Here is a 24,321-nt window from a genome sequence, read left to right on the forward strand (position 1 = left end):
TTGACAATGTTCATTTTTATGCATATACTGACGAAAAATGAACAGGGGGCAACATGATGAAGAAGGCGGCGGCGTTTGCGGTTTTGGCTCTGGCGGGCTTGATGGCTTTGGCGGGGTGCAAAAAGGAATCGAATAAGGTGGTGATTTATTCCACTTCGGAAGATTACCGTATCGAATATATGCAGAAAAGGCTCAATGAGCAGTTTCCTCAATACGATATTGCCATCAATTATTATCCTACAGGGAACCTGGCTGCCAAGCTTAAGGCTGAGGGTGTCAGGACCGAGTGCGACATTATCGGGGAGCTTGAGTCCGGCTATATGGAAGGCATCCTGGACAATCTGGCGGATCTCTCGTCTTATGACAGTTCGGTGTTTTTGCCCGAGATTGTGCCTGCCCATCATAAATACCTGCCTTTTTACAAGGGGTCGGGGTGCATTATCTACAGCCAGGATTTCCTCAGAGCGCGGAACCTGCCGGTTCCGTCCTCGTACCAGGATTTGCTGAACCCTGTTTACAAGGGGGTTCTGACCATGCCCAACCCCAAATCGTCGAGCACGGGGTATTTTTTCCTCAAGAATTTGGTGAACGCCATGGGGGAGGACGAGGCTTTTGCCTGGTTTGACGGGTTTGCCAATAATGTGCTTCAGTTCACTTCCTCGGGCTCAGGGCCGGTGAATGCCCTGGTGCAGGGGGAAGCAGGGATAGGGCTGGGCATGACGTTCCAGGCGGTGACCACTATCAACAATGGCGTGCCGTTGAGCATCAAATTTTTCGATGAGGGTTCCCCCTATTCGCTTTATGCACTGGGGATTATAAAGGGCAAGGACAGCCGCAAGGCGGTGAAGGATGTGTTTGACTTTTACCTTAACACGGTAAGCAGGGAAGACAAGGAGCGCTTTGTCCCTGAGCAGATATTCAAGAATCAGGTGAACACCATCCCCAATTACCCGGCAAATGTAAAATCGGGCGACATGAGGGGCATTGAAATACTTAGCGAAAAAGAGCGATTATTAGAGAAATGGAAGTATTGAAAACAAAGGTTGATAAACTGGAGGTCAGGGAGCTTTCCCACAGCTTTAGCCTTGACCAGAGGGAAGTGCTTCACCGGATAAGCTTTACCGTAAAGGATGGGGAGTTTCTCTCCATCCTGGGGCCTTCCGGCTGCGGCAAGACCACCATACTTCGCATACTCATCGGCCTTATACAGCCCAGTTCCGGGAAGATTTTTAAGAACGGGGAAGACATAACCGAATATAAACCCTCCGGAAGGAATATGGGCATAGTGTTCCAGAACTATGCCCTCTTTCAAAACATGAGCGTCCTGGGCAATGTGGAATACGCCCTCAAATTCAACCCCGGGTTGAAAAGCCGTTCAAGGTCAATCGCGGAAAATGTGATCGACCAGGTGGGCCTTACGGAGCATATCAATAAAAAGCCCTGGAAGCTTTCTGGGGGGCAGCAGCAGAGGGTGGCTATAGCCCGCACCCTTGCCCTGAACCCCGAAATAATCCTTTTCGACGAACCTATGTCGGCCCTTGATGCAGCCACCCGCCTTGTATTGCGGGATGAACTGAAAAGGATACAGGAAAAATTCAAATCCACCATGATCTACGTTACCCACGATCAGGAAGAAGCATTCGCCCTGTCCGACCGTATCATGGTGATGAATCAAGGCGTGATAGAGCAGCTTGACACTCCCCGGAATATTGTAAAAAACCCTGCAAGCCAATATATGAAAGATTTTGTGATCCACAATTTAAAGCTTAAAATCGATTCTCTTGCCCAATACATGGGAGCAGAGGATTGAAATTTGAGCGAATGACCGGTATCAAACTCCTCATCACTGTTTTTTTATTGATAGCGGTGATATTCCCTTTGATTTCCATGCTGTCCTATTTGCCGGGCGCGAATGTTTCGCGCATTGTCTCCAATCCCCAATTCAGGCAGGCCCTGATTAATTCGCTGTCCACCGCAGGGATGGGGACAGTTATTTCAATTTTGATTGCCTATGTTTTCGCCTACTGCATTGCCCGTACAGGCATGGGGCGGACAGAAATATTTTCGGTATTCGCGACTGTGCCTATGCTCATCCCTTCGATTTCCCATGGCATGGGGCTCATTATTCTTTTGGGGGCCAACGGGATTATTACCCGGCTATTGGGTTTAAAAACCACGATTTACGGTTTTTGGGGGATTGTGCTTGGAGGCGTGCTTTACGCGTTTCCTGTGGCCTTCCTCATGCTCGCGGATGTTTTAAAATACGAGGACGGCTCCCCCTACGAGGCCGCGGAAGTCCTGGGCATACCCCGGAAGAACCGCTTTTTCGCGATAACCTTTCCGTACCTCAGAAAGCCGCTTATATCCGTTGTTTTTGCGGTTTTTACCATGATTTTTACAGATTATGGCGTTGCCTTGATGATTGGCGGCCGCTGTACCACCCTGCCTGTGCTTATGTACCAGGAAGTGATAGGGCTTCTTAATTTCAGCAAGGGCAGCGTAATCGGGGTGATTCTGCTTGCCCCTGCCCTGGCGGCTTTTATTTTTGATCTCCTCAATAAAGACAAGGGGAACCAGTCCTTTGTTGTTCAAAAAACAGCCCTGGCCAGGCAGCGGCTCCGGGATGCTGCCGCAACCGTGTTTTGCGCGCTGGTATGCCTCATTATTGCCCTTCCCATACTGGTTTTTGCGTTTTTGACCTTTGTCCGGAAATATCCTGTCGATATGACCACATCACTTTATAATGTTATAACCAGTCTCGAAATGGGCGCCGGAAAATTCCTCCTCAATTCATTCATAATCGCCCTGGGGGTTTCCGTAATCGGCACTTTTATTTCTTATACCCTGGCATATTTTACGGCCCGCACTCCGGGGAAGACATCCAAACTCCTGCATTTAATTTCTATTACTTCATTGGCAATTCCCGGTCTGGTGCTGGGCCTTTCGTATGTGCTTTTTTTCAAAGCCACATTTTTATACGGGACTATAGCAATTCTTATTTTGGTAAACACCGTGCACTTTGTGGCATCCCCTTATTTAATGGCATATAATTCCCTTGGCAAGCTGAATGCCAATTTGGAGGATGTAGGCTTCACCCTTGGCATTAAACGTTTTGCGATTGTCAGGGACGTGCTTTTGCCCCAGACTAAATTAACGGTGCTGGAAATGTTTTCGTATTTCTTCGTCAATTCCATGATGACTATTTCAGCGGTTTCTTTTTTAAGCACTGTGGGGAATAAGCCCATTGCCCTGATGATAACCCAATTCGAAGCTACCATGCAGCTCGAAAGCGCGGCTTTTGTTTCCCTATTAATCCTCAGCTGCAATTTCCTAATGAAGGGCTTTATCTATTTTTCACGACGCCGTATTATGAAAAGGGAGGGGATGTGATGGAGCTGTCAAGAAACCAGTTCGATATACTCGTATTTCTTGAGGGGCAAAACCCGAATCCTGTTACCCAACGGGGCATCACCAAGCAGGTGGGCCTTTCCGTAGGCACGGTGAATAAAACTCTCTCCCAGCTGGGCGACCTGGGTTTTTGGGATGGATCTGCCATTACCGGCAAGGGCCTTGAAGCCCTGGAGCCATACCGGGTAAAGCGGGCGATCTTCATAGCAGCCGGCTTTGGCTCCCGCCTTGTGCCCATTACCCTTAACACGCCCAAACCCCTGGTGAGGGTCAAGGGCAAGCGGATTATAGACACACTCCTGGATGCAGTGGTTGCGGCGGGGATCAAGGATATCATCATTGTGAGGGGCTATCTGGGCGAGCAGTTCGATCAGCTCCTCTATAAATACCCGGACATCAAATTCCTGGAGAACCCCATTTATAACGAGTCGAACAATATTTCTTCCGTAATGTGCGTGCGTTACCTTATGCAGAACAGCTATTTGCTCGAATCGGATCTCTTCCTCAGCAATCCTGCTCTTATCGCCAAGTATCAGTATTCCAGCAATTACCTGGGGGTTCCCACGGAGCGCACCGACGACTGGTGCTTTGAGACCAAAAACGGCGTTATCGCTAAAATAAAAGTGGGAGGCAAGAATTGCCACCATATGTTCGGCATCTCCTACTGGAATGCCAAAGATGGCGCCAAGCTGGCGGATCATATCAAGCAGGTCTACGACATGCCCGGCGGCAAAGAGCGCTACTGGGATTTGGTCGCCCTGGATTATTTTATAAAGGATTACGATATCGAAGTGCGCGAATGCAGCTTCAATGATATTATAGAGATCGACACTTTCAATGAATTAGAAAAAACTGGATGATACATATAAGGTTTAACCATGAGATTTTTTGCTTTTTTGCTTGGCATCATGCTGATTTTTTCCTCCTGCCAAAAAGCGGTTCAGATACCTTCTGTAGAAAGGGAAGATCTTTTTACCCTTGATATAGGGCGCCTGGAAGATCAGATTGCCCTCTACAACCTGGAAGGCGATCGGGGCATACGGCGCACCGATATGGCCATGAGGGACGGCCTCTTTTATATATCCGACGGGAACGGCGCCAAGATACTGCACTACAATTCCTACGGGGATCTTCTTTTTATGATCCATAACGAAGAAACGAACCCCCCTCCTTTAAGTCTAAAGCCCCTCAAGCCGGACAGCGTGGTAACCCGCTGGGCCACTACCTATCCTCTCCAGGAGCCGGGGGAAATCGCGGTGGATTCCCGGAAGCATATTTATGTGCGCGACAGGCTGCCCTACGAACGGCACAGTTTTGATCCTGAAAGCAAGGCCCTTTTGGACAGCACTATACTCCACTTTGACGAGAACGGCAATTTTGTGGAATACCTTGGACGCGACGGCATCGGGGGAAGCCCGTTCCCCCGCATAGAGGGGCTTTATGTTTCGATTCGGGACGAGCTTGCGGTAGTCTGCCGCCTTCCTACAGGCTGGAACATCTACTGGTTCGAAAGCAACGGGCATTTCCTTTTTATGGTGCAGCTTAAAAACGAGCTGGTGCCGGTACCCAAGGACAGGGATATGGTCATCCCTTCCCTGGACTCCATAAGCGCCGCCCCTGACAGCCGCAAGCTCTATATCAAAGTCGATTATTACCGGGACACCTACGATGAATCCACCAATACCCGTACCGGCAACGAGCCGGATTCGTCGGTGATATGGATCATGAATGCCGAGGACGGCTCCTGGGAAAGGACTGTGGAAATCCCCTTTTTTGAATATACTTATACCGAGAACAACAGGCGCTTTACTACCCGCATGCCCTATTCCATGCTGGGGGTGATACAGGGCGGAAGGATATTCTTTTCTTTCCCTGTGGAAGGCGGGTATTCTCTGCTCATCCTTTCTGCCAATTCCGGGGGCGAGCAGCGCCAGGGCTTTATACAGGTGAACAACGACGAGCTCCAGTTCAACGTGTTCGATCTTTCGGCGGAGGGCATACTCTCGGGGCTTTTGGTTGACGACTGGAATGTCAAGCTGGTGTGGTGGCGCACGGATAAATTTATTGGAGAAGGTTGATGCAAAAATTATTGGTGAGTTCTGACACTGCCCGTAAAATCGATGAGGAAGCTCAAAGCGCCTGGGGTTTCAATACCTTTGCCCTGGTTGAGTCCGCAGGCCGGAGCTGCGCCAGGGTTTTTGTGAAGGCCTTCCCAAAATTTTTCGACAGCCGCATTCCCTCGATTGCCATTGCCGCAGGAAGCGGGAGCAATGCCGCCGATGCCATGGTGATGCTGAGGTATTGGATACTCCAGGGCCTCGCAAGCCCTTCGTCTTCCACAGTGGTAGTGGCGAAGCCCCCCAAAAGGGACGAGAAAAACCCCTATTCGGAAGTTTTTCTGTCCCTCAAAAAAATGGAAGTCCCCATACTGGTTTGGGATGGGGATCTTGGGGAAGCCGCAGGACGGCAGTCCGAAGACGCCCTGGCGAGGGCGGACATCATCATCGACGGGATATTCGGGACTGGCGTTAAAGGGCCGGTCAAAGGCTCCTCCGAGGAGATGATCACGGTTGTCAACGCTCTTAAGCGGGGAACCAGGGCTTATGCAACGGATCAGTATAAAAAGCCTTTTGTTGTTTCCATAGATGTGCCTTCGGGGAATTCGGACGAATGGAAACCCGGCATGCCCATCATGGAGGCGGACGTTACCTTGTCCATAGAGCCCCAAAAAATCTGCCTTTTCAATCCTGCTGCCAGGGCATTCGCAGGGGAAATAATTTCTTTGGGCGATGTGTTCCCCCCGGGGCTCATAAATTCCCATCAAGGGGCGGAGCTTTTGGATTGGGCCAGGGCCCGGAATTTCCTGCCCCGCATAAGGCCCGACGCGTACAAGCACGAAAGGGGCACCCTTGAAATCCGCGCCGGTTCTGTGGGGACTACCGGGGCGGCCCTCATCGCGGCACGGGGCGCCCAGGCTGCAGGGGCAGGGCTGGTGCGGATTTTGGCGGATGACGACATCTACCCCATACTGGCATCCAGGGCGAGCGGCGTTATGGTATCCCCCATTTCCCGGGAAGGGAAGGGGGATCGTTTTAAGCCCGATGCCCTTCTGCTCGGACCCGGATGGGGAAAGGAAGGCGATCGGGCGGAGCAGCTTGCCCAGGCCCTGGAAAAAGAAAAGAACGGCACTCCGGTAATTCTGGATGCCGACGCAATAGCTTTGGCACGGGATGCAGTGTTTCACAAAAATGCCATCCTCACCCCCCACTTTGGCGAATTTGCTGCTTATGTGGGGCTTGAAATCGACAAGGCCCTCAATAATCCTTCAAAAATGCTTTTGGAAATCGCAAAAGAGAAAAAAGCCACCATTATATTGAAGGGCCATATCATCACCATAGCCGGAGCGGACGGCCGTTGGGGTGTGATTGACGGCATGATGCCGGCCTTGGCAGCGGGAGGCAGCGGGGATCTCCTGGCAGGCTTCTGCGGGGCAATGGCTGCCCGCATGGCAAGGAAAGGGGCCTTTGACGGCTATGCCTGCGCTGCCGCGGCGGTTTCTCTCCTCATAGCTGCCGGGCGGCTGGTGGGCCCCAGGTTCATAGACCCGCTGGAGCTTGCGGACAAAGCCGCGGATCTTGCAGGCCAGGCCTGGCTCTGCACAGGGGACAACTAATGGCTGGCAACGAAGAGGGCTCAGGCCCCCGGCAGCCGTCGGAAGAAATAATATTCCATTATTCCCGGGAACACCGCCTGGAACGGGCATCCCAGGCTGTAAGGGATCTGAACAATAGCGCGTCATCCAAGCGGAGCCTTGTCAAGACCATAGCGGGAAGCAGGGGCAATCTCCTTATGCTGCTTTCCATCGTGATCGTATGCATCGCAATGCTGTTTGGTTCAAGGATGAAGGGCAGGCAGACCATGGGTTTTGAGCTGGGGGAAAACACAGTCAGCATGGCGGTTAGAAAATCCGGCGATGGACTTGCCCTGTTCATGGAAAAAAAAGCCCCGAAAGATGGCAATGGCTATACCGGGGCGGTAGGCATTGTCATTTCCCCGCAGGCGGCAAAGCCATCCACGGGGGGAACATCCGAACCCCCTCCCATGCTGACCCATCTTGTTTTTTTCAGCCTTGCGGAAGAGGAGAATTATTCAATAGACCTTCCTTTTGGCGGTACCGATTTCATAGTGGTTGTTCAAACAGACAACGAAAGGCTAAGCCGCAGGCTCAAGGTCAAATAGAGGCACGGATCTATCCTAAATCTTGAAAATGCGCTATAATTATAAAAATGGGGAAGTGAATGATACAATTTTATTTTTTGTCCATATTTTTCAATGTCCTGGCCGGCTACATTCTCATTTCCAATGATGATGCAGATTCCCTTGAGATACGTCCGGGTTTTTCCCTGAAAGATGAAACTGTAAAGCTCGTTATTGGCATACTTGGCATGGTGACCGGAATCCTCAAGCTCCTCTCTTCTGTAGAGGGGGATCTTCCTGTCATCGGCGACCTAATCCCCGCAGTGGTTGGCTTTTTCACAGGCTTCATCCTGGTTATCGAGTACTACAAAGGCCATGCAAATATCGGCGTTGAAGAAGGCGAGAGCTTCAGCCATGTGCTGATTCGCAATAAAAAAATAGTAGGGTATGTTGCCATTGCTGTAGCATCCCTGCATTTCCTCTTCCCCAAGGTGCTGCTCCTCTAGTCATGGCAAATTGCATTGCCAATGAAAAGAGATCCGTGGCAGGGATTGCCTCCGAAGAAAACCGCTTCTTCATAGCCCGCCGTCTTCCGGGCGGCGATATGGGGGGCAAGTGGGAATTTCCGGGCGGCAAAGCTGAAGAAGGCGAGAATGACGAACAGGCCCTTGTCAGGGAATATCTGGAAGAATTCGGCGTTTCCATTGCCATAGGCAGCAAGCTTGCGGAAGCTGAATTCGAGCACAAGGGGAATAAATATACCCTCCACGCATACCGTGTCTATTTCAATTCCAAAAATTTTACCCTCGCAGAGCACAGCGAATGGAGCTGGGCCGGCCTGGAAGAAATTGAAAAAATGGATTTTGCCGATTCGGACTTGAAGCTGCTGCCGGCCTTAAAAATGCAGTTTTGCGGAAAGTCCTAAATTCACTATCATAAAGCCCCCGCCGCCCCCGTCAGGATGCTCGGAATAGTAGGAGCTGGTGCTTGCCTTTTCGTAGGTGCTGCCCCTGGAGCCATTGATGCGCTGCAGATCCGCAGCAAACAGGAATTCCCATCTCCTTGAGGGAGAAAAACTTATTTCAGTCCCATATTTTAAAGCCACGCCCCCGTAAAGGTAATCTTCATAGCGCACGATCTTCTGGGACGCCATGTGCTCATCAATGTTGACAGAGCGGATCAGAGGGGTGACGAGGGCAAAAACGCTTATGGAAAAATGCTCTGATCCCTGAAACCCGAACAATAGACCGGGGGAAAGAAGCAGCCAATTTTGCTGATAATTTATTGCCGGCCCATTATGGGGGATTTTGGGCAGGTTTTCATTCCAGGGCTCATCGTATTCATAGTGTTCGTTCAAAGGGGCGTACTGAATATAGCCATCCCGGGAATTCCAGGCCAGGCGGATATAGGAAAAATCCGCAAAAGCCCTGATGTATATTGGCCAGGGCAAGGCCCATGAATACCCTGCGGAAAGATCGGCAAAAATCGCCCCGTTTTTTTCCAAATAGCTGTCGTGCTTTGAAAAGTTGGTAAGGTATGTTTGGCCTCCGGGGGCTTGCCAGTCCCTGTCCTCTATGCTGCCTGTCTTTAGGGGAAGCCCGTATTTTATTGCAGCCTCCGCAAAAAAGCCGCTTTTGATCCAGGGACGCCTGGGGCCGAATTCCAAATCCATCCCCGCGTACACAAGGGGCCTTAATTCCCAAAGGAGCTGGCTGAGCAAGGCATCGGAATCAGGTTTTTTATATACTATTTCTTCAGCCTTGCCCAATAAAATCCCAAAGGACGGCTCTATGGAAAAACCAAAAGCGCTTTCAGCCTCGGTTCCGGGAGGAATGAGGACAAACATGATGACTAAAACCGCGAAAGCGGGTATATTCTTCATTGTTATGAGAGTAGGGCTTCAAGCCAAACACCGTCAAGTCATCTCTAAAGCAGTTGCATTGTTGTTTATGGCGCTTTTATGCTCCTGTGCCAAAGGCCAGGAAGAATCCCCCCTGGAGCCTCCGCCCACTGATCCCCTGGCAAGGGATTCTATAGGCTATGGAGTGGTGAATGCATCCTTTACCCATGTGGGGGATAAGGCAGGGCAGAACGGTGTTTCTCTGGGCTATCTCCGGAAAGGTTCTCTGGTTAAAATCATTGAACGACGCTCACTTACCGACCAAGGGAATGCCGAATTATGGGTATTGATAGAATCCGATTATCAGGGCGCCCCTGGCGGAAAAATCCAGGGCTGGCTCAGGGAATCGGCAGTGGAAGTCTATGACAACGAAAGCCGGGCCCTCACCGCATCGGAAGCCATGACCCCATGATAGCCATCCTTCCCTGGATCATCCCGCCCCTGGTGGGCGCCATAATAGGGTACGTCACCAATGCAATTGCCATCAAAATGCTTTTCCGCCCTTTGAAGGAAGTGCGCATACTGGGCATACGCCTGCCTTTTACCCCGGGCATTTTGCCCAGGGAGCGGCATAAACTGGCAGAAAGCATAGGCCGCATGGTAGAGCGGGAGCTTATTACCCCTGAAATCCTCAAGGAACGCTTTTCCCGGCAGGACACGAAGGAAGCCCTGGGCTTGTCCATTTCAGCCTATACCGCGAGGCTGCTTGCCCTTCCGCCGGCCGATTGGGATGCAAAAATCTCCGGGCTTGCCCGGGAGGGGGCTGAAATTGTATACCCCAAAGCGGCCAGGGGCATTATAGGCTTGCTTAACCGCAATGACATAAAGCTTGCCCTTGAAAACCAGGGCCGACGCCTCGTTGCCAGCACTATAGACAAACTCAACCCTTTTCAACGTTTTTTCGTTTCCGCAGGCCAATTTGACAGCACCCTCAAGGAAAAGATGCCCGTGATAATCGAAGATCTTATCCTTCAGCTTGAAGCCCTCCTCGATTCCCCCGAGGCCAAGGCCAAAATCCTTAAAACCATGGAAGAAGAAATCCAAAGCTTCCCGGCAAAAAACGCCAATGCCAATCTTAAAAAGCTCCTCGATTTTGATACGGGGAAAAAATCCCGCCTTGATGCCTTCCTTGCCGAAAAGATCCTCTCCACTGCCACGGAGCAGATAGATTCCCTCCTTAAAACCATCAATGTCAGGACCCTGGTCTCCGACCGTATCGATTCCCTGGACATGCTCCAGGTTGAGCGCATAGTCCTTGATGTAATGGCAGGCCAGCTAAAATGGATAAACGTCTTCGGCGGAATCCTGGGAGCGTTGATTGGCGGAATACAGGTGTTGCTGGCCCAGGTGATTTGATAGGAGAGGGGTATTAACCCTCTCGCCACGAATAATTCATATTTTATGCCGGGCTTCGGCGGAGTTCCCCCAGTTGCCCGCAGGCGCCGTTCACGCCTCTCCCTTTTTCGTAGCGGAGGGTAACGTTCAGGCCAAGGGTTTCCAGTGCCCTGGCAAAGGTTCTGACTTTGCCGGGGAGGGGAGGGGCAAGAGGCTTCCCTTCGAAAAAGAGCCCCTCCACGGGGTTCCAGGGGATGAGGTTCACCACTGCATCCAGGCCCCTTGCAAAACCGGCAAGGGCGGCTGCATCGCTTTGGCTTGTGTTCAAGCCGCCCAGGAGGACCGCCTCCAGGGTGATGCGCCGGTTTTGGTTTTTCTGATAGTGGACAAGGGCTTCTTTCAGATCGGGCAAGGGGTCGGAAAAGGGCATGAGCCGCTTGCGCAGATCCTGCCTCGCGGTAGTCAATGAAAGCGCAAGGCGTATGTCGGGGCCATTGGCCGCCAGGTCTTGAATGCCTTTGGCAATGCCGCTGGTGGAAAGGGTGATGCGCCGTTTGGAGATGTTGAGGCCGCCCTCATCACAGAAGAAGGCGATTGCCTTTCGCAGTTCTTCCAGATTCAGGAGAGGCTCCCCCATACCCATAATGACTATGTGGGAAATACCCGGAGACGAACCTTGCCCTCCGGGCCCGGCAGGGGTTCCTGAGGATTTTTGGCGGAGAAAGAGGAATTGGGAAACCATTTCTGTGCTCGTGAGGTTCCGGGTAAAGCCAAGGCTGCCTGTTTTGCAGAACAGGCAGCCTGCGGGGCAGCCCGCCTGGGTAGAGATGCAGGCTGTTTTTCTGCCTTCGCCGTCAGAAAGGATCACCGCCTCTATTTTGCTATTGTCTTCCAGGGTTATCTGGAGCTTGACTGTGCCATCTTCGTCTTCGAGGCAATTGCTGGTTTTCCCGTCATAAAGCCGGTAGTTTTGGTTCAGTTCATCACGCAAAGCCTTGGGGAGGTTGTTCATCCCCTCAAAAGTTTCCACCCCCGCGCATATCCACTGGCAAATCTGTTTATGCCTGAAACCAGGCAGATGGGGAAGCAGCCCGCAGATTTCCTTGAGGGACAGCCCTGCAAGGGCGGGCCTGGCCATTGTTTAGTATCGAATCCTTTCCAAAAATTCGATTACCGCATTGTTGCGCAGGCCCTGGCGCTGGAAATTTTCGAGGATTTCCACAGCCTCGTGCCTGTCGCCTTTCCTGAGACGGCAGTCCGCAAGTTCAATGTAGAGGCGGTAATTTTTGGGGTCCTGCTGGATAAGGCGGCGCAGGGATTCCTGGGCTTCGTCGAATTTGCCCTGGGATTTGGCAACCAGGGCAAGGCCAAGTACCGCGTAGGTGTCGAATTCGATATTCAGGGCCCGCTCGTAATAGTCCACGGACTTTTCGTACTGGTTTATGTTGCGATAGGCGTCGCCTGCCCGGGTGAGGATGACTTTGTTCCGGGGATCCTGTTCCAGTATCCGGTTCCAATAGCCCAAAGAGCGATCCTGCTGGTTCAGGCCCCGGTAACAGTCCGCAAGGCCGAATAGGGCATAGAAGTTGCCGGGATCACGCTGCAGGGCTTTTTCGAAGTAGGCAATGCCGCTTTCAAAAGTTTTGAGCTTCCGGTGGCAGTTGCCAATGGATGTCAGCACCCTGATATCAACATTGTCCTTGTTGACCTCGATCATCTTTTCCCAATAGAAAAGGGCATCCAGGTATTCTTTAAAGTCGTAATGGAGATAGCCCAGGCCTATAATGGCGTAGGGGTTATCGGCCTCTATTTCCAGCACCCTGAGGTACACTGCCTTGGAATGCTTAAAATCCCGAACCTTGCGGTAGGCGTCTGCCACACGGGTAAGGACAGTGATGCTTTTATCGTCATGGAGCAGGTACTGCTCCCAGATTTCTATGGCTTTATGGAATTGGTTGATGGCTTTGAAGCAATCAGCCAGACCGAACAGGGCATAGTTGTTCCCTGGATGATAGGACAGGCAATGCTGGTAATAGATTACCGCATCCTTGAAGCTGCCCCGCTTGCGGGTGGCATCGCCCATGCCTACAAGGGCGTAGTTGTTGTTTTCATCAACCTTGAGGATTTGGCTGAAGCAGTCGACCGCTTCTTCAATCCGGTTTTCCCGTAAATATTTGTAGCCCTTCTTTGAGAGTTCGGAAATCGCGGTGAGTTCCTGGTTATCGTCAGGGCCCCCGCTTTTTTCCTCAGTCTCCCCGCTCCGAGGGCCGGGGAGTTCATTAAACAAGTCACTCATTGGTGTAATCCCCTTCTTTCAGCATGGATTGTATAAGCGCCGAAAGTTGCATGATAATCGGTTCCGCCTTGCTGTGATCCGGCGCAACCCAATACATCCTTAAGGCGTCAAGCAAACGGCCTTTGGATTTGTAAAAATCGCCGATCCGGGCAAGCCCGTCGGAATAGCCAGTAGTAAGGTAGATTCTCCTGGCGCCTTCAATGTCCCCGGAATTGAAAAGGGCGTTGCCTTTGCGGTTCAGGGCTGCCTTTGCGGCGCCATCAATGGGAGGTTTGACAGTAGTTTTTATAAAGACGTTTTGATCTTCTTTATTCTCAAAAATCTTTTTATAATCCATCTCCGGCCCGTTAATATAATATACGAATCTTTTATTGATTATTTATCATTTTGTGGAAAAATTCAAGAGATTTTATAAAAAATCTCCATTTTTTAACGATTTATAGAAATCCACTACTGAACGCCCGTATTCCCTGGAGTCGAATTTCTCCAGCCCCGGGATGGGGTCGTCATGGAAATCCTCCCTGGGCCTGTGGATAAGGAGCTTTGAGCCTGTTTTTATAAGAGGGGAAGCCGAAATCGCCTCCACCAGTTCCCATTTGTATTGATATGGGAAGGGGGGATCGCAGAACACAAGGTCAAAGGCTTTTTTTGCCCGTTTCACGTATAATTCCGCTGCCATAAAGCGGCAATTAACCCTTACCGGGGCAATGGAAACGTTTTCAAGGAGGGTTTTCCGTTTTTTTGGGTCCATTTCTACTGCTTCGATGTACGAAGCTCCCCGGGAAGCCGCCTCCAGGGCTATGATGCCCGAGCCGGTGAACAAGTCGAGGAAGGAGAGGCCCGTGAGATCCCCAAGGGAGGCAAATACCGATTCCCGCATGCGATCCATGGCGGGCCGTATGACCCCTTCAGGTACTTTTACTTGCCTTCCGGCAAGGGTTCCGCCAGTGATGCGCATTTATCTAAAAATCTTTAAGAAGCTCGTTGAGTTCGTCGGAACTTACTGCCGGGCCTTCTGAAAAGTCCGCTATGGAAACTGCCGCATTCTCGGACGTTTTGCGCCTGTCCAGGCTCCGGGTCCTTAAAATAGTTATCTTGTCCCTAATGGCCGGGAATTCCTGGGCTGAAACAGTCCCCTTGCTGTTCAGGAACTCGGAAAGAGCCTGGCTAAACTGCAATTCAAGCTCCGCGAGGTGGTTCAGAAGCTCCTCCCGCTCTATAAAACGGAGGCGCTCCTGCATTTGGGCTTGCAGGGCCTGGAGGGTGGCGTCTATAAAGTCGATGTCCTCAAGGGTTTTGTCCAGGAAGAGCCCGGGGTCCGTGTCCAGGGCAAAAAGATCCCGTATCAGTTTGATGCGGACCAGGGTTATATAGATATTGTCTTCGAAATTTATCTGTCTATTCATTTATCTAAATTATCGGCCGGAGGCTTGAATAAGATAGATTTACTTGGTATATTTAAGGTACCTTTTTGCCTGCCCCTGGCAGGCCATGTCCACAAGGAGGACCCATGCGTCAGTACGAACTGACGGTCATTTTCCCATTGGAAGATGACCAGCACAAAGTGGGCCGCGAGCTTCTGCTCAGCGACCTGGCAAACCACGGAGTCGTCATCGAAAAAACCGATGAAAACGGCGATCGCGATCTGGCTTACGAAATCAGGAAAAGGCGCCGAGGCAAGTACGTTCTTTTCACCATCCAATCAGATCCTGAAAAGATCACCCAGCTTGACCGGATTTTTAAACTCAATGCCAATCTGCTCAAGTATCTCTTTGTAAGAGTGGAAGAATAAGGCTTATGGCCGATATCAACCATGTGGTACTGGTAGGCAGGCTGACCCGGGACGCGGAGCTTAAATACACGGCTTCCGGGCAGGCGGTCTGCAAATTTTCCCTTGCCATCAACCGGCGCCGCAAGAACGGCGACCAGTGGGAAAACGAAGCCAACTATTTCGACATAGTCCTTTGGGGCAAAATGGGCGAAGCAGTGGCCAAGCTTCTGGTTAAAGGCAAGGCTGTGGGCGTTGACGGCGAACTCCGCCAGGATCGATGGCAGCAGCAGGACGGCCAAAACCGTTCCAAAGTCGAAATCGTGGCCAGCAATGTCCAGCTTTTGGGAGGCAATCCCGGTAGCGGTTCAGGCGAGTACAATGGCCCCTCTAACGGAGGGAGCTACGGTTCGTCCGGCAGCGGCCAGGGCGATTATCCCCCGGAAAACAGGGGCGGCGAGGCCCCTGCGGGGGATGATGGTTTTTCCGACGATATTCCATTTTAATTAAAGGCTTCAAGGAGATTATAGTATGTCTGATGAGAAATATATGGATGGCGAGCGGCCTTCACGGCAGGATCGCGGCATGAATGAAGGCATGGATGGCCGGGACGGTGAAGGCGGTCGGGGTAAGGGCAAGGTCTACTTCAAAAAAAAGGTTTGCAAGTTCTGCATACAGAAGCTGAAGATAGATTACAAGGATTCCGATACCCTGAGGCGTTTTATCACCGAGCGGGGGAAGATCCTGCCAAGGCGCATCACCGGCACCTGCGCAAAGCACCAGCGTTCATTGGCTCTTGCAATCAAGCGGGCCAGGATCATCGCTCTGCTTCCCTTTGTCGCCGACTGATGAAGGCAAGCCCGCCCTTGTTCCGGCCCTGATAGGCGCGGCGGCTTGCCTTTTCTTCATCCGCAGCGGGTTCCTCATTTTTTTCTTTTTGGTGCCCTTGGGATTTCTGGCATTCCGTTTTAGCCCGAAAACAGCATGGGCGGGTTTTGGCATGGCTGCGGTCGCCAACTTTGTGGTGGCCCTTATTTCCATTGCGGCCGGCAAGCTGCCCGGGTTAGAGGCAGCCTGGGACATATTGTATTTCAGCGTCATGTGCGGTTTCTTTACCTGGATAGTTGCTCCCCTTTGGGTCGGCGGCGCATTGTCCCGTGTAAACGGGGCCATGCGCATGGTCATAGGTTCTGTGCTTTGCACCCTTGTTTTCGTAGGGATACTGTCCAGGGCATTGGCGGATGCGGCCTTTTACTCTGCCATAAAAATGCAGATTGAGGGTATCACTTCCTTTTATAAATCGGGAAGCCCCGATGTAGTGCAAAACGCCCTGCTGGATTCCCTTACGCCGGAATTCGTGGTCGAAACCATGAAGGCCCTGGTTCTGAGGGGCGGAGGTCTTGTTTCCTGCGTTTTTATCTTTTGGATAAGCAGGCAGGCCAGCATCATCCTGGCACGGATATTCGGGTCCCGGTACAGGGGGGCGAGCTTCAGATCTTTCCATGTCCACCCCAATTTTATTTGGGTGCTGTCGTTTTCCATATTGGTTGTGCTCGCAAGCAGCATATTCAAATGGACAGCCCCTGAAATTTTGGTATGGAATGTTTTGGCCCTTTGTGTTATCCTGTATTTTGCCCAGGGCTTGGGGATTTTGCAGCATTTTCTTTTGACAGCGCCGCCTCTTTTGCGCTTGCTGCTGCCCCTGGCATTTATCATTTTGGTTTTTAGCCCTGGCATCAACGCGGTTCTTTTAGGGCTTATAGCCATTTTGGGAATCGCCGAAAATTGGGCTGCCTTCAGGCAGCCGAAACCCAAGGGGCCGCCTCCAACTCCGGAGGCGTGAAGCCGGCGTGTTCGGCTCTGTGCTCCGAAAGGTTCCCCGTATGGAGAACCTGAGTCTTATGTGAGAAGAATTGCAAAGCAATTCTCCGGGAGCTTGGTATGAAAGTAATTTTGAACAAGGATCTCTCCCCCCTGGGAGAAGAAGGGGATGTAAAAGAAGTAGCCAAAGGCTATGCGAGGAATTTCCTTTTTCCACGGGGTATAGCTGTCCCTTATAACGACAGGACTGTAAAGCTTTTCGAATCCCGGAAGGAAGAGATTGAAGCCAGAAAGGCTGAAAAACGCAATGATGCTGCGGGGCTCAAAGAAAAGCTCGAAGCCCTGGTATTGGAAATCACCATGCCCGCAGGGGCCAATGGAAAGCTTTACGGCGCTGTCACAAGCCAGACCATTGCTGACGAGCTTGCAAAGCAGGGCCATCACATTGAAAGGAAACGCATCGAGCTGGCTGGCTCCAACTTCAAGAGCGTAGGCAAATACAAGGCCGCCATTAAGCTTTACGAAAGCGCTGCGGCTGAAATTACCATTACCATTGTCGGCCAAGAAATAAAGACCGAAAGCCGGACTCCCGCCCAGCCTGCACGGGGCAAGAGGCGCAGGGATGCGGACATCGTCCAGGCGGACGCAGTCCAGACGGACACCGTCCAGGCGGAAGCTGCTGCGCCTGAAGCCCCGGCCGGGAATGGGGCTCCTGTTTCCGAGCCCGCGGCACAGGCGGCTCCCGAAATTCAGGCAAATCCCGAACCTGCAGCCGCAGAATAAAATTCAGAAACAGATATGGCCTCCCAGGGCATAGCGGACAGAATACCTCCTCAAAACGAGGACGCTGAAAAAGCAGCCCTGGGGGCTATGCTCATAGACGACACAGCCATTGCGGTGGTGCGCCAGTTTCTTGAACCTGAAGATTTCTACAGCACCTTCAACAAGCGTATTTATGAAGCCATAATCAGCCTCTATTCCGCAGGGCATAAAGCGGATCTCCTCACCATCAAGGGGGAGCTTGAGAAAACCGGGAAGCTGGATGAAGCCGGGGGCATCGATTATATAGCCGGCCTTACCCATGTAGTGCCTTCCAGCGCCAATGCCGATTACTATGCCCTTAAAGTCCAGGAATGCTCCTTAAGGCGCGGGCTGATACAGACAGCGGGCATTGCCGGCAGCAAAGCCTATGACGAGACGAATGATCCCCGGCTTCTGCTCGAAGAAACCCAGCAGCGTCTTTTTGCGTTAAGCGATACCCGGCGCCTTTTTACTTATAAAAAGGTCGGTAAAATAATAAACGCTACTTTTACCTATCTTGAAGGCGTCTTTAATACCAAAGCTGAATACACGGGGATTCCATCGGGCTTTGACGCTCTGGACGCCCTTACTTCAGGTTTCCAAAAGGCTGAGCTCATAGTCATAGGGGCAAGGCCGGGTATGGGCAAGACCGCCATAGCCCTGACCATGGCATCCAATATTTCCATGGGGAAGAAGAAAACACCTGCTGCCTTTTTTTCATTGGAAATGTCGGATCAATCCCTGATGCTCAGGATCATCTCTGCGGAGGCAAAAATAGATTCCCAAAAGCTCAGGACAGGCAAGTTCGATTCTTCTGATATTCCGAACATTTGGGCAGCCACTGACAGGATACACCAGGCGCCCCTCTACATTGTGGATATGCCCCACATGACTATCCTTGACATTCAGGCCATGGCAAGGATGCTCAGGACCCAGGAGAAGGTAGAAATTATCTTTATCGATTACATTGGCCTCATAGGTTCGGACAACCCCAAGCTTGCCCGCTATGAGCTTATTTCGGAAGTTTCCCGTTCATTAAAAGGCCTTGCTCGTGAACTGGATATACCCATAGTGGCCCTTTCCCAGCTGCGCCGCGAGGCAGAAAAAGAGAAGCCCAACCTTTCGGACATCAGGGAGTCAGGCTCCATAGAGCAGGATGCCGACATGGTCATGTTCATCAACCGCGACAGGGAACTGGAAAAAACCGCAGAGGAGCAGGCCCAGGCGGAAGGCCAGGTGGTTCAGCTTATTTTGGCAAAAAACCGCAACGGCCCGGTAGGGACCATAAACCTCACCTTCCTCAAACCTTTTACAAAATTTGCCCCTTATGCGGGCGACAAACATTAAGGAGTTACTAAATGGCTTTTATTGATGATTACGATTTCGATCTTTTAATCAACGAGGCAGAAAAGCTGGTTCTTGCAGACCTCGGACGCCAGCTTGAAGCATATCCCGAAGCCATCTGCAAATGCAACGATTGCGTGGTGGACATGGCAGCCATGGCCCTCAATTCGGTAAAGCCTCTCTACAGGGTTTCGCTTTTAGGGACCATCTATGCTTCACGGGCGATGGACGAAAAAGCCTATGCCACAAGCATACGGGAAGCGGTTTTCAAGGCCATAGAAAAAGTACGGAAAAACCCGAGCCACGAATAAAAGGCAGCGTTATACCGCTTATCTGTTCACCTTTCCCCTGATCGTGCTGCTGCCCTTTTCCAGCACCCACTCGTCTCCGTAAAGCTTAAAGCTTGCAAGGAGTCGGCCGGTTCGGGGATCGTGCCAGCATATATTGCCCTCTGTATCAATAACGATGAACCAGCGCTCGCCTTCCAGAATCGATTGGGGGAGGCCGTCGCTTCTTTCGATGGGGCGGGCTTCGGTATTTCCTGTAGTGCGGTAAAGGGAAGCCCTGTCGCCGCCAAGGGAAGTCGCAAGGTAGCCCTGGGCTTCGGCCATAGTGAATTTGGTGTCCTCGCTTGAATATTCAATGAGTTTGCGGGACTGGGCAGGGTTAGCAGTATTGATGATCAGCACAGAAGTCTGATAGCCATTTTGATTTTGGCTGAGGATTCCGCCATAAAGATTGCCGGAGCTGCTCCGGTAAATTTCTGCGCCTATGGATGCCGGGATTGAAAGGGGGACAGTTTCGCCGGTGGCAACATTCACTATAAGAAAAGCAGTGCTGCCGGTGCCAACGCTGCGCCCTATGAGCATATTGTTTTCATCAATAAAAGCTGCATCCTGGGCTCCCGATGAAGTGTGGCTGAAAACAAGACGGCCTTCTTTTTGATCCGTTACTGTTATATTTCCCACTGAATCAAGAAACGCGAACCTGTCTTTCAATATCGCCACAGAACGCAGGGGGAAACGCAGGGTAACTTTGTCAATAAACGCATCCTGGGTATTGCCATATTCAGGCTGGCCTGAAAGGGTTTTTATTACAGGGAAAGAACGGGTATTACTCGACTGCCAGAGGAGAAAGCCCGAGTTCGCGGCAGGGTCAGAACTTACATGGGTATACGGGCTTGCATCCTGAAGCCTCAAGGTGTTTTTTGAATCAAGCTTGGCATAATCCAGGGGGATGAATCCCAATTTGGAATCTTCAGCGATGAAAGCCAGCGCGCTGCCGGAAACAGAGGCATCAAGCAGGCGAAGCTGAGAGTGGGTATTCATAACGCGAGAGCTGCCGTTTCCATTGAACACAAAAACTTGGCCATCCCTGGTCCCAAGCACTACCGAATTGTCCGATATGACTGCGCCTGCGCTTACCTGATTCAAATTGGATGGGACAGGACGCCGGTTTTTTGTTTCAAGGTTTCCGGAATTGCTGATGTTCAGGTGATAGAGGGTAGCGGAATTCCCCGAAACCGCAAGGCAGACAAATTCAGAAAGCTCATTGTTCCCGGCAATAATGGTTCCCCTGGGTATGCTGCTCTCCCTCAGTATAAGCTGGCCCGAAACCGCATCCAGTACCACCAGGGCAGATGAATCAAAGCCTGCAAAGAAACGGTTGTTTCCCAAAAGCACAGGGGAGCTGATATTGGAGGGCACATTGAAATGCCGTATTTCCTCACCGGATTCAAGATCCCAATAGGAAAGCACCCCAGAAGGCATATACGAAATCATGGTGCGTTCCGAACGGCCTGTAGCAGCAAAAGCAACAGTGCCTGTAAGCTCCTGGGGAGACTTGAGGACTTCCCCAGTATCAGAATTGATAAATGCGACGCCTGTCCTGCCGCTCCTGGCTACCATAAGGAAATTGCCTGCTGCGGAATAATTGGCATAGCTTATGGAATCCCGGAAACGCAGGGTAAAAAGGTTCTTTTTTTGTTCATAATCCCAGGCAGAAATCCGGTAAAGCCCGAGACTGTCGCTTTCAACAAGGGTTACCTGGGCCTTACCGGGCCTTAAAGCCATGGACGTAATTGAATACGGGCTCAGCTGGAATCTTTCTGACGCAGCATTGGCATTGATGTCCCAGATTTCCAAAAATCCGTCTGCCCCTGCGCTGAGCACCCTTCCCCTGGGATCGCAGATAAGGGCATTCACTTCCCCCCTATGCCCACCTGCTATATCCCCTGTCCGGGAAGCATTCCGGGACTGCGCAGACAAGGAAGGAAAAATTAAAACTGTTAATGCTATTAAAAAAAAGCCTCTGGCTCTGCGCTTTGTCATTTCAATTCCGCGGGCCTCATGGTGTTTTTCACTGAAAGATATGACCTTACCCTAAGGGCTGTGAATATCTCGTCTTTAGGGCGTTTCCTGTAATCATCCAGGGTTTTTTTATAAAGCGAATAAGGAATCTTCATTACTGCAATTTCATCCTCTTTAATGCCGTGTATATGGAATTCCAATGTCTCAGGCGTGGAAGACGCATACCAAATTTCAAGTTCATTGTCGGGGTAAGTTTCTTCCGCCTTCAGGTAAAGGTAGTATTTGACTGCTTCTACGGCAATTGGCTCAAGGCCGTCGCGGTAAACCATGATGCGATCGGAAAGCTCCGGATACCCTATAATGGTTTCCCTGGCGAGAGGGCCTTTGTCGGGGGTTTCTTTTTTCCGCCTGTAAAATTCCCCCCTGTCCAATTCGGGGAAAACTTCAAAACGCACCTTTTTCCCGGGCCATGCAATGGAAATGGCAAATTCGGGCTTGTGCTTTTTACCGCAACCCGGGCAGGTAAAATTCAAAAAAGCCCCATCGATAATTTGATCAATGTATTCGGTGTTTGCATCCAGATCGATTTGCTCCGGAATATCGACAGTAAAAGTGTTATCGCAAAAACAGGGGATTTTTTGCTCCATGGTTTACCTCCGGGCCAGAAAAAGAATATCCCCAAAGACTGCGAAAATCATAAGGGAAAATATCAGCACCACGCCTACGGTCTGGAATATGTAAATAGCCCTGGGGTTAAGGGGCTTGCGCCTGAGGGCCTCGATAATAAACAGCAGGATCATGCCGCCGTCAAGGATGGGAAGGGGAAGGAGATTCATGATGCAGAGGGCAATGGAAATAAGGGCAAGGAAATTCGCCATGGAGCTTATGCCCGCGCCAAAACTCTGTCCAAATCCCTCGGTTGCCACATCCCCTACCATGTAGGTAATGCGCACAGGCCCTGAGACCGCCTGGGTAAGATCAATGCCCCGGAAAAGGAGGGTTAGGCTGCGGACAGAAACAGTAAAAGTCTTCCAGGCTTCTGATACGCCTTTTGCTATAGCAGTAAAGACATTAAGGGCAGGGGTATGGTATTTAATTGTTTCCCATGCCATGCCCGGATCTTCAGGCCCGTCTTCGGTATAGGTGATGCGGATATCCGTATTGAGCGCCTTTCCGCCCCTTTCATATTCAATGTTCAAAAACGCAGGACGGCTTTCAAGGATCTTGATAAGGGCGACAGTGTATTCAAAATTTTCACCGTTGACTTTAAGTATGCGATCCCCTTTCTGTAACCCTGCGGCCGCTGCGGGGCTTCCTTCGGCTACTGCATCAATAAGGGGGGAAGTCCAAAAATAGACGCCTATTCTCCCCGCGCCGGTGCTTTTTTCGAGAGTGGGCTTTACAGTAAGGCTGAGCACCTCGCTTCCCCGTTCAACCTTGAGGGGGAGCTTTGCCTCGGGGTTTACGGCAATGTTTTCCTGTATGTCATGATAGTTCTCGGTTTTCCTGCCATTGATTTCAATAATCCTGTCGCCGGTTTGAAGGCCCGCTTCATCGGCAGGATTCACGCTCCCGGGGCTGATATCCGAAAGAAGCACAATGCGGTTCTCAAGGGTATTCACTTCAAAACCAATGCCCCAGATTATCGACATTACCAGAATGGCAAAAAGAAGGTTAAAAAAAGGGCCCATAAACGAAACGATGCAGCGCTTAAAGGGGCTGGTTCCGTAAAAAGTGCCCGGCACGGGTTTTATGGATTTCTCCTTGTTCTCCCAGGCCTCCTGGAATTCATTTTCGCCTTTCATCTTGCAGTAGCCCCCAAGGGGGAAAAGCCCCAGGCGGTATTCGACAGCCCCGATCTTTTTTTTCAGTATTGGCTTGCCCCAGCCGATGGAAAAGGCTTCTACATCTATGCCCACAAGCCGGGCCGCTATAAAATGTCCCAGCTCATGGACAAAAACCACAATTCCAAGGCCTACAAGGCCCAGCAGTATCTTAACTATCAGCATTCGTGCTCCTGTTTATCAATCCCCGGGCTTTCTCTCTTGCCTTCCTGTCCGCTTCCAGGATATGGGCAAGATCCAAAGCATCGCCGGGCCAACTATCATCTAAAACATACCCGACTATGCGGGGGATTTCAAGGAAGGGAATTTTGCCTTTTAAAAAAGCTTCCACTGCCTCTTCGTTGGCAGCATTGTAAACTGCCGGGTGAAGCGGGCCCAGGCTGCATGCCTTGTAAGCCAGGCCGAGCATGGGAAATCGTTTCATGTCGGGTTCTTCAAAGGTCAGGGTAAGGTTTGAAAAATCAAGAAAGCCGAAAGGGGATGGTGAAGTCGCCGGCGAATGGAGGGCTTCGTGTATGGGGAGCCTCATGTCGGGTTTGGACATTTGGGCATACACGGCGCCATCCTTTAGGCGTATCATGGAATGCACTATGCTTTGAGGGTGCACGCGAACCTTTATTTTATCAGGGGGAAAGCCGAAAAGCCGCACCGCTTCGATTACCTCAAGCCCCTTGTTCGCAAGGCTCGCTGAATCGATGGTGATCTTGGGCCCCATGTTCCAGGTAGGGTGGGCCAGGGCTTCTGCAGGCGCAACGTTTTTCAATTTATCGAGGCTGAAGTTTCTGAAAGGCCCCCCGGAGGCTGTGAGGATGATTTCTTCCACATTCTCCCTGCCATGGGCTTCTATAAGTTTGTAGATGGCGGAATGCTCCGAATCCACAGGGATTATTTTTGCATTTTTCTGCCTTGCCTTCTCAAAAACCAAAGGGCCGGCCATTACCAGGGTCTCTTTATTTGCCAGGGCCAAATCCATAGCCGCGTCAAGGCAAGCAAGGGAAGGTTCAAGACCCGCAGCCCCCGCTATGCCGTTGACGGCAATATCGGCATTGCAGCGCCCTATGGCATCCAATAAACCATGGAGGCCAATAAAATCTATTTCAGGGGAAGGGGATGTTTCCGCACCGGTCAACGCAAGCAGCGCTCCGGGGAATTCCTTCTTTAAATTGACAAGGGCTTCGGCATCTTTATGGGCAGTAAAAAGGACAGGCTCAAAATCATCTTTTCCCAGGCGGATCACATCCAGGGCGTTTCTGCCAATGGATCCTGTGGCGCCAAGGATAGCTGTCTTTTTTTTCATT

At 51.2% G+C, this 24,321-nt stretch carries 28 protein-coding genes; 18 read left to right on the plus strand and 10 right to left on the minus strand.

The genetic code is table 11. The features are described from left to right. Positions 1–53 precede the first annotated feature (53 nt). From TREAZ_RS07930 to TREAZ_RS07970, 9 genes are read left to right on the plus strand one after another with little or no spacing between them, the layout of a single operon-like run. Positions 54–1,034 (plus strand): extracellular solute-binding protein, encoded by a 981-nt coding sequence (locus tag TREAZ_RS07930; RefSeq protein ID WP_015711312.1) that lies wholly within the window; start codon positions 54–56, stop codon positions 1,032–1,034. After that, entirely contained in the window at positions 1,022–1,810 is a 789-nt protein-coding gene (locus TREAZ_RS07935) for an ABC transporter ATP-binding protein (RefSeq protein ID WP_015711313.1), read from the plus strand. The genes TREAZ_RS07930 and TREAZ_RS07935 overlap by 13 nt, the downstream gene beginning before the upstream one ends. Continuing rightward, positions 1,807–3,390: an ABC transporter permease subunit gene (locus TREAZ_RS07940; RefSeq protein WP_245535109.1), complete on the plus strand. Its 1,584-nt coding sequence runs from the start codon at positions 1,807–1,809 to the stop codon at positions 3,388–3,390. The genes TREAZ_RS07935 and TREAZ_RS07940 overlap by 4 nt, the downstream gene beginning before the upstream one ends. Then, positions 3,390–4,268, plus strand: coding sequence for a sugar phosphate nucleotidyltransferase (locus tag TREAZ_RS07945; RefSeq protein ID WP_015711315.1), 879 nt, complete (start codon positions 3,390–3,392; stop codon positions 4,266–4,268). Before TREAZ_RS07940 ends, TREAZ_RS07945 begins: the two co-directional genes overlap by 1 nt. 18 nt (positions 4,269–4,286) lie before the next feature. Next, the gene (locus TREAZ_RS07950; protein ID WP_015711316.1) at positions 4,287–5,486 is read left to right on the plus strand and encodes an LIC_12708 family protein; all 1,200 of its coding nucleotides are present in this window, start codon (positions 4,287–4,289) and stop codon (positions 5,484–5,486) included. Next, positions 5,486–7,081 carry an NAD(P)H-hydrate dehydratase gene (locus TREAZ_RS07955; RefSeq protein ID WP_015711317.1) on the plus strand — a complete coding sequence of 532 codons (1,596 nt, stop codon included), beginning with the start codon at positions 5,486–5,488 and terminating at the stop codon, positions 7,079–7,081. Before TREAZ_RS07950 ends, TREAZ_RS07955 begins: the two co-directional genes overlap by 1 nt. Further along, positions 7,081–7,647, plus strand: a complete 567-nt coding sequence (locus TREAZ_RS07960) for a hypothetical protein (RefSeq protein ID WP_015711318.1) — start codon at positions 7,081–7,083, stop codon at positions 7,645–7,647. The genes TREAZ_RS07955 and TREAZ_RS07960 overlap by 1 nt, the downstream gene beginning before the upstream one ends. A gap of 59 nt (positions 7,648–7,706) precedes the next feature. Next, a complete protein-coding gene (locus tag TREAZ_RS07965; RefSeq protein ID WP_015711319.1) occupies positions 7,707–8,111 on the plus strand; it encodes a hypothetical protein in 405 nt (134 codons plus the stop codon). A 2-nt stretch (positions 8,112–8,113) separates the two neighbouring features. Beyond that, a complete protein-coding gene (locus tag TREAZ_RS07970) occupies positions 8,114–8,530 on the plus strand; it encodes a (deoxy)nucleoside triphosphate pyrophosphohydrolase (protein ID WP_015711320.1) in 417 nt (138 codons plus the stop codon). On the opposite strand, the gene TREAZ_RS07975 is transcribed toward TREAZ_RS07970, so the two are convergent. Next, positions 8,501–9,487, minus strand: coding sequence for an omptin family outer membrane protease (locus TREAZ_RS07975; RefSeq protein WP_015711321.1), 987 nt, complete (start codon positions 9,485–9,487; stop codon positions 8,501–8,503). The genes TREAZ_RS07970 and TREAZ_RS07975 overlap by 30 nt on opposite strands. A 67-nt stretch (positions 9,488–9,554) precedes the next feature. On the opposite strand from TREAZ_RS07975, the gene TREAZ_RS07980 reads away from it, so the two are divergent. Then, positions 9,555–9,917 carry a Rossmann-fold NAD(P)-binding domain-containing protein gene (locus TREAZ_RS07980; RefSeq protein ID WP_043923389.1) on the plus strand — a complete coding sequence of 121 codons (363 nt, stop codon included), beginning with the start codon at positions 9,555–9,557 and terminating at the stop codon, positions 9,915–9,917. After that, positions 9,914–10,861 carry a DUF445 domain-containing protein gene (locus TREAZ_RS17405; RefSeq protein ID WP_015711323.1) on the plus strand — a complete coding sequence of 316 codons (948 nt, stop codon included), beginning with the start codon at positions 9,914–9,916 and terminating at the stop codon, positions 10,859–10,861. Before TREAZ_RS07980 ends, TREAZ_RS17405 begins: the two co-directional genes overlap by 4 nt. A 43-nt stretch (positions 10,862–10,904) precedes the next feature. Here TREAZ_RS17405 and rlmN read toward each other — a convergent pair whose 3' ends face one another. From rlmN to TREAZ_RS08010, 5 genes are all read right to left on the minus strand, one after another. Beyond that, positions 10,905–11,978, minus strand: a complete 1,074-nt coding sequence (gene rlmN / locus TREAZ_RS07990) for a 23S rRNA (adenine(2503)-C(2))-methyltransferase RlmN (protein WP_015711324.1) — start codon at positions 11,976–11,978, stop codon at positions 10,905–10,907. Between the two features lie 3 nt (positions 11,979–11,981). Then, positions 11,982–13,136, minus strand: coding sequence for a tetratricopeptide repeat protein (locus TREAZ_RS07995; protein WP_015711325.1), 1,155 nt, complete (start codon positions 13,134–13,136; stop codon positions 11,982–11,984). Next, complete coding sequence (locus TREAZ_RS08000) at positions 13,129–13,473, minus strand: hypothetical protein (RefSeq protein WP_015711326.1); 345 nt, start codon at positions 13,471–13,473, stop codon at positions 13,129–13,131. The genes TREAZ_RS07995 and TREAZ_RS08000 overlap by 8 nt, the downstream gene beginning before the upstream one ends. Before the next feature lie 72 nt (positions 13,474–13,545). Beyond that, a complete protein-coding gene (locus TREAZ_RS08005; RefSeq protein WP_015711327.1) occupies positions 13,546–14,094 on the minus strand; it encodes an RsmD family RNA methyltransferase in 549 nt (182 codons plus the stop codon). A 4-nt stretch (positions 14,095–14,098) separates the two neighbouring features. Then, on the minus strand, positions 14,099–14,542 hold the full coding sequence (locus tag TREAZ_RS08010) for a hypothetical protein (protein ID WP_015711328.1): 444 nt from the start codon (positions 14,540–14,542) through the stop codon (positions 14,099–14,101). A gap of 104 nt (positions 14,543–14,646) precedes the next feature. Between TREAZ_RS08010 and rpsF the strand changes: the two genes are divergently transcribed. The 7 genes from rpsF to TREAZ_RS08045 all read left to right on the plus strand — a co-directional run bounded on the left by rpsF (position 14,647) and on the right by TREAZ_RS08045 (position 19,181). Continuing rightward, positions 14,647–14,928, plus strand: a complete 282-nt coding sequence (rpsF, locus tag TREAZ_RS08015) for a 30S ribosomal protein S6 (RefSeq protein WP_015711329.1) — start codon at positions 14,647–14,649, stop codon at positions 14,926–14,928. 5 nt (positions 14,929–14,933) lie between these two features. Beyond that, positions 14,934–15,410: a single-stranded DNA-binding protein gene (ssb, locus tag TREAZ_RS08020; RefSeq protein WP_015711330.1), complete on the plus strand. Its 477-nt coding sequence runs from the start codon at positions 14,934–14,936 to the stop codon at positions 15,408–15,410. 25 nt (positions 15,411–15,435) lie between these two features. Continuing rightward, the gene (rpsR, locus tag TREAZ_RS08025; protein ID WP_015711331.1) at positions 15,436–15,753 is read left to right on the plus strand and encodes a 30S ribosomal protein S18; all 318 of its coding nucleotides are present in this window, start codon (positions 15,436–15,438) and stop codon (positions 15,751–15,753) included. Continuing rightward, the gene (locus tag TREAZ_RS08030; RefSeq protein ID WP_015711332.1) at positions 15,740–16,747 is read left to right on the plus strand and encodes a hypothetical protein; all 1,008 of its coding nucleotides are present in this window, start codon (positions 15,740–15,742) and stop codon (positions 16,745–16,747) included. Before rpsR ends, TREAZ_RS08030 begins: the two co-directional genes overlap by 14 nt. 98 nt (positions 16,748–16,845) lie before the next feature. Beyond that, positions 16,846–17,508: a 50S ribosomal protein L9 gene (gene rplI, locus TREAZ_RS08035; RefSeq protein ID WP_015711333.1), complete on the plus strand. Its 663-nt coding sequence runs from the start codon at positions 16,846–16,848 to the stop codon at positions 17,506–17,508. Between the two features lie 15 nt (positions 17,509–17,523). Beyond that, positions 17,524–18,873, plus strand: coding sequence for a replicative DNA helicase (gene dnaB / locus TREAZ_RS08040; protein ID WP_015711334.1), 1,350 nt, complete (start codon positions 17,524–17,526; stop codon positions 18,871–18,873). A gap of 11 nt (positions 18,874–18,884) precedes the next feature. Then, on the plus strand, positions 18,885–19,181 hold the full coding sequence (locus TREAZ_RS08045; protein ID WP_015711335.1) for a late competence development ComFB family protein: 297 nt from the start codon (positions 18,885–18,887) through the stop codon (positions 19,179–19,181). Between the two features lie 18 nt (positions 19,182–19,199). Here TREAZ_RS08045 and TREAZ_RS08050 read toward each other — a convergent pair whose 3' ends face one another. The 4 genes from TREAZ_RS08050 to dxr form a co-directional block, all read right to left on the minus strand. Then, on the minus strand, positions 19,200–21,074 hold the full coding sequence (locus TREAZ_RS08050) for a WD40 repeat domain-containing protein (RefSeq protein WP_169312620.1): 1,875 nt from the start codon (positions 21,072–21,074) through the stop codon (positions 19,200–19,202). Positions 21,075–21,196: 122 nt separating this feature from the next. Then, positions 21,197–21,826, minus strand: a complete 630-nt coding sequence (locus TREAZ_RS08055; protein WP_015711337.1) for a CpXC domain-containing protein — start codon at positions 21,824–21,826, stop codon at positions 21,197–21,199. A gap of 3 nt (positions 21,827–21,829) precedes the next feature. After that, a complete protein-coding gene (locus tag TREAZ_RS08060; RefSeq protein WP_015711338.1) occupies positions 21,830–23,188 on the minus strand; it encodes a site-2 protease family protein in 1,359 nt (452 codons plus the stop codon). Continuing rightward, positions 23,175–24,320 carry a 1-deoxy-D-xylulose-5-phosphate reductoisomerase gene (gene dxr / locus TREAZ_RS08065; RefSeq protein ID WP_015711339.1) on the minus strand — a complete coding sequence of 382 codons (1,146 nt, stop codon included), beginning with the start codon at positions 24,318–24,320 and terminating at the stop codon, positions 23,175–23,177. Before dxr ends, TREAZ_RS08060 begins: the two co-directional genes overlap by 14 nt. Position 24,321: the final 1 nt, after the last annotated feature.

Source organism: Leadbettera azotonutricia ZAS-9, assembly GCF_000214355.1.
Lineage (GTDB): Bacteria > Spirochaetota > Spirochaetia > Treponematales > Breznakiellaceae > Leadbettera > Leadbettera azotonutricia.

Bases quoted from the DNA above. Each gene is read 5' to 3' on its own strand.
- TREAZ_RS07930 (WP_015711312.1), top strand. From the start codon at position 54: ATGATGAAGAAGGCGGCGGCGTTTGCGGTTTTGGCTCTGGCGGGCTTG.
- TREAZ_RS07935 (WP_015711313.1), top strand. From the start codon at position 1,022: ATGGAAGTATTGAAAACAAAGGTTGATAAACTGGAGGTCAGGGAGCTT.
- TREAZ_RS07945 (WP_015711315.1), top strand. From the start codon at position 3,390: ATGGAGCTGTCAAGAAACCAGTTCGATATACTCGTATTTCTTGAGGGG.
- TREAZ_RS07950 (WP_015711316.1), top strand. From the start codon at position 4,287: ATGAGATTTTTTGCTTTTTTGCTTGGCATCATGCTGATTTTTTCCTCC.
- TREAZ_RS07955 (WP_015711317.1), top strand. From the start codon at position 5,486: ATGCAAAAATTATTGGTGAGTTCTGACACTGCCCGTAAAATCGATGAG.
- TREAZ_RS07960 (WP_015711318.1), top strand. From the start codon at position 7,081: ATGGCTGGCAACGAAGAGGGCTCAGGCCCCCGGCAGCCGTCGGAAGAA.
- TREAZ_RS07965 (WP_015711319.1), top strand. From the start codon at position 7,707: ATGATACAATTTTATTTTTTGTCCATATTTTTCAATGTCCTGGCCGGC.
- TREAZ_RS07970 (WP_015711320.1), top strand. From the start codon at position 8,114: ATGGCAAATTGCATTGCCAATGAAAAGAGATCCGTGGCAGGGATTGCC.
- TREAZ_RS07975 (WP_015711321.1), bottom strand. From the start codon at position 9,487: ATGAAGAATATACCCGCTTTCGCGGTTTTAGTCATCATGTTTGTCCTC.
- TREAZ_RS07980 (WP_043923389.1), top strand. From the start codon at position 9,555: ATGGCGCTTTTATGCTCCTGTGCCAAAGGCCAGGAAGAATCCCCCCTG.
- TREAZ_RS17405 (WP_015711323.1), top strand. From the start codon at position 9,914: ATGATAGCCATCCTTCCCTGGATCATCCCGCCCCTGGTGGGCGCCATA.
- rlmN (WP_015711324.1), bottom strand. From the start codon at position 11,978: ATGGCCAGGCCCGCCCTTGCAGGGCTGTCCCTCAAGGAAATCTGCGGG.
- TREAZ_RS07995 (WP_015711325.1), bottom strand. From the start codon at position 13,136: ATGAGTGACTTGTTTAATGAACTCCCCGGCCCTCGGAGCGGGGAGACT.
- TREAZ_RS08000 (WP_015711326.1), bottom strand. From the start codon at position 13,473: ATGGATTATAAAAAGATTTTTGAGAATAAAGAAGATCAAAACGTCTTT.
- TREAZ_RS08005 (WP_015711327.1), bottom strand. From the start codon at position 14,094: ATGCGCATCACTGGCGGAACCCTTGCCGGAAGGCAAGTAAAAGTACCT.
- TREAZ_RS08010 (WP_015711328.1), bottom strand. From the start codon at position 14,542: ATGAATAGACAGATAAATTTCGAAGACAATATCTATATAACCCTGGTC.
- rpsF (WP_015711329.1), top strand. From the start codon at position 14,647: ATGCGTCAGTACGAACTGACGGTCATTTTCCCATTGGAAGATGACCAG.
- ssb (WP_015711330.1), top strand. From the start codon at position 14,934: ATGGCCGATATCAACCATGTGGTACTGGTAGGCAGGCTGACCCGGGAC.
- rpsR (WP_015711331.1), top strand. From the start codon at position 15,436: ATGTCTGATGAGAAATATATGGATGGCGAGCGGCCTTCACGGCAGGAT.
- rplI (WP_015711333.1), top strand. From the start codon at position 16,846: ATGAAAGTAATTTTGAACAAGGATCTCTCCCCCCTGGGAGAAGAAGGG.
- dnaB (WP_015711334.1), top strand. From the start codon at position 17,524: ATGGCCTCCCAGGGCATAGCGGACAGAATACCTCCTCAAAACGAGGAC.
- TREAZ_RS08045 (WP_015711335.1), top strand. From the start codon at position 18,885: ATGGCTTTTATTGATGATTACGATTTCGATCTTTTAATCAACGAGGCA.
- TREAZ_RS08055 (WP_015711337.1), bottom strand. From the start codon at position 21,826: ATGGAGCAAAAAATCCCCTGTTTTTGCGATAACACTTTTACTGTCGAT.
- TREAZ_RS08060 (WP_015711338.1), bottom strand. From the start codon at position 23,188: ATGCTGATAGTTAAGATACTGCTGGGCCTTGTAGGCCTTGGAATTGTG.
- dxr (WP_015711339.1), bottom strand. From the start codon at position 24,320: ATGAAAAAAAAGACAGCTATCCTTGGCGCCACAGGATCCATTGGCAGA.